This window comes from Hyphococcus lacteus (assembly GCF_041058985.1).
Taxonomy (GTDB): Bacteria; Pseudomonadota; Alphaproteobacteria; order Caulobacterales; family Parvularculaceae; genus Hyphococcus; species Hyphococcus lacteus.
The window spans coordinates 265,658-271,960 of record NZ_JBEHZE010000002.1; the positions used below are offsets into that span (position 1 = coordinate 265,658).

General features: G+C 49.1%; 3 protein-coding genes. 2 read left to right on the top strand and 1 reads right to left on the bottom strand.

Going from position 1 to position 6,303, the window contains the following annotated elements; genetic code table 11:
- Positions 1–204: 204 nt before the first annotated feature.
- Positions 205–849, bottom strand: coding sequence for an FMN-binding negative transcriptional regulator (locus ABFZ84_RS14595; protein WP_369314813.1), 645 nt, complete (start codon positions 847–849; stop codon positions 205–207).
- Positions 850–946: 97 nt separating this feature from the next.
- Here ABFZ84_RS14595 and pdxR point away from each other — a divergent pair, with 97 nt between their 5' ends.
- Entirely contained in the window at positions 947–2,404 is a 1,458-nt protein-coding gene (gene pdxR / locus ABFZ84_RS14600) for a MocR-like pyridoxine biosynthesis transcription factor PdxR (protein ID WP_369314814.1), read from the top strand.
- Between the two features lie 162 nt (positions 2,405–2,566).
- Complete coding sequence (gene putA / locus ABFZ84_RS14605) at positions 2,567–6,175, top strand: bifunctional proline dehydrogenase/L-glutamate gamma-semialdehyde dehydrogenase PutA (RefSeq protein ID WP_369314815.1); 3,609 nt, start codon at positions 2,567–2,569, stop codon at positions 6,173–6,175.
- The last annotated feature ends 128 nt before the right edge of the window (positions 6,176–6,303 follow it).

Below are 6,303 nucleotides of genomic sequence, written 5' to 3' on the forward strand. Positions count from 1 at the left end.
TTGGAAAACATCCCGCACTTCATCCTCTAAAATAACGATAAGTCACCTCAATCATTTGCCATATTGCCGAAGCCATCACCCAACTTTAATAGTAAGCAGTGCCGTAAACGGATTAAAGATTCAAACGTCCGACTAGGCAACTCCCCTCCTTCCGCACGATAGCCACACATGCCTACTACCTAGAAATTATAATTCAATTTTGCATTACCTTTGACGCACGTTCTCTGCCAGATCGATACGATCTCGATTAAAGTCGTACATCCAATGGCGCAAAGGGGTTTCCGGCAAATTGGACAATATATGTCGTAAGTCCTTAACCGTTTCATCTTGTCCAAGCTTGAACTTCACTTGAACGGATCTAACTTGCGCACGAAAACCAACGATGTGCGGAATAAGCTGTTGATACCGCTCGCCCAATTCCTGAGCAGACCACGGTCGATCATTATTTTTTTCAACTTGATTAATAAGAAGCTCAAGCGCCGCCGGGGTTAGCTCATCTTCTACAGAAATGTTTGCGCTAATACGCGCTTGAACATAGTTCCAGGTCGGTGCCCAGTCACGTCTACCGGCGCATGAAGGAGATACATAGCCCTGCGGCCCCATAAAGAGAATCTCAGCATGGGAATCTTTAGAAAACGCTTCATTGAGCGGATTTGACCGAGCAAAATGCCCGATCAACTCATTCAGTTCATTGCACTCATTATGGATACCAACCAATGGGAGTAACGACGCCTCTTTCAATCCCGGAGCATGCACCCAAGCTAAAGGGTAGCTTTCGATCAACTTACGTATGTCATGGGGCGTGCGCGCATCGAATGGAGAGCTCGCAACATCATCTATTTCATCCATAACCCATCACATCCACAGCCAAACAAACTGACGTGACTTTAGGGCTTAATTGGATCATAATGTATATCCAATTTTTTTTATTCTAGGATACCAATAAGTGCAAAATTGGCGAGTTAACCTTGGTGAGCGTATCGATCCTGATTTATCCACGCCGCTGTATCTCCAAATTATTCAAGTGGTCGTTCGCGATATCGAAAGTGGACGCCTTCCGGCCGGGACCTTTCTACCAAGCAGTAGATCTTTGGCGCAAATATTAGGCGTGAGCCGTAAAACGGTCGTGATTGCGTATGACGATTTAATTTCACAGGGCTGGCTAACCACTGAAGGTACGCGCGGCACCATGGTTTCCAAACAACTGCCAGAGACCAAAGCTTCTGCGAAGCGATGGGCCCCCGCGGCGGACGCTTCAAACCGCATTCGGTACGCCTTTGCTGTTCCGCCCGAACGCCCGCTTGCCATTCCCACAGAAGCCAAACTTAAAATTGACGAAGGTGCACCGGACGGCCGGCTGTTTCCGCCCGAATTACTTGCGCGAGCGCTGCGCAAAGCCACGCTTCATGCCTCTCGTTCGAATAACCTCCAGTACCGAGATCCACGCGGATCACAGTCGCTTCGGCGCGCCATCGCAGAAATGCTTACTGCACAACGCGGTCTAGCTGTCGATGAAGATAATATTTGCATTACCCGGGGCGGTCAGCACGGGATCTTTCTTGCAGCGATGACAACATTGCGGCCAGGCGATGCGGTAATCGTGGAGGCATTAACATATGAACCTGCTGTTTCCGCCTTTGAAGCTATGGGTGCCGAGATAATCACCGTTGGGCTCGACAATCATGGCATGATCGTCGACGACGTCGCGGCGATTTGCCGAGAAAGATCGGTAAAGACAGTTTTTGCGACGCCCCACCACCAATTTCCGACCACAGTCGCACTATCGCCTGAACGACGCCTTCAACTTGTTGACCTCGCGAGAGAATACGCATTTGCCATTATAGAAGACGACTACGACCACGAATTTCATTTTGAATCGCAGCCTCTTCTGCCCATTGCCGCATATGCACCCGGCGAGACAGTTTATGTTGGATCACTGTCTAAATTGCTACTACCCGCATTGCGGGTCGGCTATATTGCGGCCCCACCTAAAATGATCGATACCGTCGCACACATGGTTTCCCTCACGGACGGGATGGGAAATACGATTGTCGAAAATGCTGCATCTGCACTGATCTCGAACGGTGAGATGCGGCGCCATTCACGCAAGGTAAAACAAATCTATGCTGATCGCCGTGAACGCTTTGCCCGCGAACTCGATAGCGAGCTTGGTGATCGGGCAATATTCAAGATCCCCGATGGCGGCCTTGCCTTTTGGGTAGAATTCAACGGCGATTTAAACCAAATCGAGAAGCACGCCGTTGCTGACGGACTGCGCTTCGCTTCACACAAAAGCTACATGACCCGCACCAATGCCGCCCGAGGACTTCGGCTCGGCTTTGCAAGTCTTGACGAAGAAGAGACCCGGATTGCGGTTTCCGCTCTCGCGAAAGCCAGTCGGTAAATTGGACTCCTCTATTTATACAAAACTGGCTCTTTTATAGTCCTCTCACGAGACGCAATCTGCCGCTGCTGACGGAATGATATCAATCAAATCCGCGCGCAGGAAGAATTCAGTGCTGCACTTTTCCAGCCAGCCCTGTCACATCTTACAGGTCGATTGAATATGCCTTTTGAACAGTTTTCACCCCAAGTTCGTCCGCAATCATTGCTTCGTCGGGCAATCACCGCTGCTTACCGACAGCCGGAACAAGAGTGCATTTCAAAATTACTTCCGAGCGTCACATTTTCCGATCAGCTGAACACCAAAATTGAGACAACGGCACGTAGCCTCGTGAAAGCACTTCGTGCTGGTAGATCGTCAAGTGGTTTAGATGACCTAATTCAGGAATATGCTCTCTCCAGTGATGAGGGTATCGCACTGATGTGTCTTGCAGAAGCATTACTCCGTATACCCGACGAAAAAACACGCGACTGCATGATTAAGGACAAGATCGCACCCGGCAACTGGCAGGCTCATCTCGGTAAAGACCGTTCAGTATTTGTGAATTCTGCGACTTGGGGCCTTGTAGTAACGGGAAAACTGGTTCGTTCCGATAACGACGCGGGACTTTCTTCGGCGCTCACTCGAACGATCTCTCGATCAGGACAGCCTATTATCCGAAAAGGCGTCGAAGTCGCTATGAATTTTCTAGGCGACCAATTCGTAGCCGGAAAAACAATTTCAATGGGCATCAAACGCGCCCGCCATTATGAAAAAATGGGTTTTCTCTACAGCTATGACATGCTGGGGGAAGCCGCTGTTACCGCTGAAGACGCGACCGCGTACTACAATTCGTATAGAGATGCTATACGCCAAGTAGGAGAGGCCGCACGCGGCGAGAGCGTCTACGACAATCCAGGTATATCAATTAAACTCTCTGCGCTTCATCCCCGCTATGAACGAGCAAAAGCATCTAAAGTGCTGGCGGAGTTACTACCGCGCGTTCAGTCACTGGCGAAGTTAGCAAAGTTTTACAACATCGGTATGAACATCGATGCCGAAGAAGCCGACCGGCTCGAACTGTCGCTCGATTTATTTGAAAGCCTGGCGCTTGATACCCGCCTTACAGGCTGGGATGGGTTAGGATTCGTCGCGCAAGCCTATAGTAAGCGCTGTCCGGAAGTAATCGACTGGCTGGCAGACCTCGCAAAGAGATCTAATCACCGCTTTATGGTGCGACTAGTCAAGGGTGCCTATTGGGATACAGAAATCAAACAAACGCAGGTCGATGGCCTGGATGATTTTCCTGTTTATACGCGCAAAGCACATACAGACATTTCCTATCTCGCCTGTGCCAAAAAATTGCTTGATGCGCGAAATGTTTTATTCCCGCAATTTGCCACCCATAACGCCCATAGCCTTTCTGCGATTTATCACATGGCCGGGCACGATTATACTGCGGCTGACTATGAATTTCAGTGCCTGCACGGCATGGGGGAACGACTTTATTCCGAAATCGTAGGACCACAAAAACTTGCGCGACCGTGTCGTATCTATGCTCCAATCGGCACGCACGAAACGCTTCTCGCTTATTTAGTACGGCGATTACTTGAGAATGGCGCAAACTCGAGCTTCGTAAACCTCGTCGCCAATCCAGAAATAGAAATTGAAGACTTGGTGACTAACCCCGTCAACCTTGTTCAGCAGGCCCCCTCTCCCGGCGCGCCACATTCTGAAATCCGATTTGCGAAAGATATGTTCGCAGACCGCTGCAACTCATCCGGACTCGATCTAAGCTGTGAAAATACTCTCTCATCCCTCCATGAAACTTTTCCGATCGTCGGTCAAATAAAATGGACTGCAAGCGCAACAAATATTCCTTGTGCCCCTCAACGGGAAATAATTTGTCCCGGAAATCATCGAGACATCGTTGGCTACGTAAAAGAGGCTTTGCCACATGAAGTATCGGCTGCCTTTACTTACGCGGCAAGTTCCAGCTGGCCAGAAACCTCTGTCGCAGATCGCGCAGCTTGCTTAGAAAGTGCAGCAGAGAGGATAGAAAACGATAGCCCCAGACTCCTAAGCTTAATCATGCGAGAGGCGGGAAAAACCCTTCCCAACGCCGTTGCTGAAATTCGGGAGGCAGTCGACTTCCTTCGGTATTACGCAAATGAAGCAAGAGAAAATTTGACCTCGTCATCTGCCCTCGGAACGGTCGTATGTATATCGCCTTGGAATTTTCCTCTTGCCATTTTCACAGGTCAGGTTGCAGCAGCACTCGTCGCTGGAAACACTGTGCTTGCAAAACCAGCGGAGGAAACGCCACTAATCGCTGCTGAAACTGTTCGTATACTTCACGAGTGTGGCATCCCAAAAGATGCACTTCAGCTTGTGCCCGGAGATGGGTCAGTCGGAGCTGCCCTGGTGGACTCAATAAAAACATCTGGCGTGATGTTCACGGGCTCAACCGAAGTAGCCAAAAAAATTCAGCAAAAACTCGCTACAAGAGTTTCGGCACTCGGCCAACCAATCCCGCTTATCGCGGAAACAGGCGGCCAGAATGCAATGATTGTCGACTCTTCAGCACTTGCAGAACAAGTCGTTGTCGACGTTGTCGCCTCAGCATTCGATAGTGCCGGACAGCGTTGTTCAGCCTTGCGCATTCTATGTCTTCAAGAAGACATAGCTGAGAGAACCTTGGAAATGCTGCGCGGTGCAATGTCCGAGCTGCAAATTGGTTCAACCGATCGCATCGATACCGATGTCGGGCCAGTCATAAGTCAGGACGCAAAAAGGACGATTAATTTTTATATTGATGGCAAGAAAGAATGCGGGAAGAAAATACACCAAAATCAGCTACCACCTGAAGCCGCCTACGGTTCGTTCGTTGCCCCGACAATCATCGAAATTGATAACATTAAGGAGTTGGGAGCAGAGGTTTTCGGGCCCGTTCTGCACGTCATCCGCTACAAAAGCACTGAACTGAATGCACTGATAGATGCGATTAATGAAACTGGTTATGGGCTTACCTTTGGATTACACACCCGGATGGATCACGTAATTGAACAGGTCGCTAATCGAGTTCAAGCCGGCAATATTTATATCAATCGAGATACCATTGGCGCAATCGTCGGTGTACAGCCTTTTGGCGGAAGAGGCTTGTCCGGAACTGGACCAAAAGCAGGTGGGCCACTTTATCTAACAAAACTAGCGCACGATGCCAAATACCCATTGGCCGGCAATACAGAAAATGGTGCGTCAGCATTATCAGAATTCATCGACTGGTTGAATGCAAGAGGGGATTCAACTGCTGCTGCATTTGCAAGAGAGTACAACGCTAACTCTCCACGTGGTTTGGTTCGGGAATTGCCTAGCCCCGCCGGCGAAACTAATACCTACTCGATAGCTCCCAGAGGTATTGTCTTTATACGACATGAAACCAAAACAGGCCTATATCAACAAATTGCTGCAGTCCTTGCTTCTGGAAACTCTGGCCTTTCAGAAAATCCCCTACCCACAGAATTGCCTAGCTCCGTTCTGGCCCAGTTTTCGGTCGGCGCGCCTGAACAAATTGCTGCGGCACTATTTGAGGGAAGTAGCGATGATTTGGTCTTTTTCCAAAAACAAATGTCCAAATTGGACGGGCCAATCGTCCCTATTCAATCCGCAGATTGTAAGAAATGTAGGCAGAGTATGGCTTATCGCGTCGATTGGTTGTGTGAGGAAAAAACAATCTCGATAAACACCACAGCCGCCGGTGGAAATGCCAGTCTGATGACTATTGGAATGTGAAGCTAGGTATCGAGAATTGCACGAAATTCGTCTTTACCGGAATCACATCCATCATTTTCCTTGTCTTGAAAGGAGTTGTTTGAGCAATGTCCCTATCTAAATTTCTTTTCGCATCATCGTGTTTTTTT

Bases quoted from the DNA above. Each gene is read 5' to 3' on its own strand.
- ABFZ84_RS14595 (WP_369314813.1), bottom strand. From the start codon at position 849: ATGGATGAAATAGATGATGTTGCGAGCTCTCCATTCGATGCGCGCACG.
- putA (WP_369314815.1), top strand. From the start codon at position 2,567: ATGCCTTTTGAACAGTTTTCACCCCAAGTTCGTCCGCAATCATTGCTT.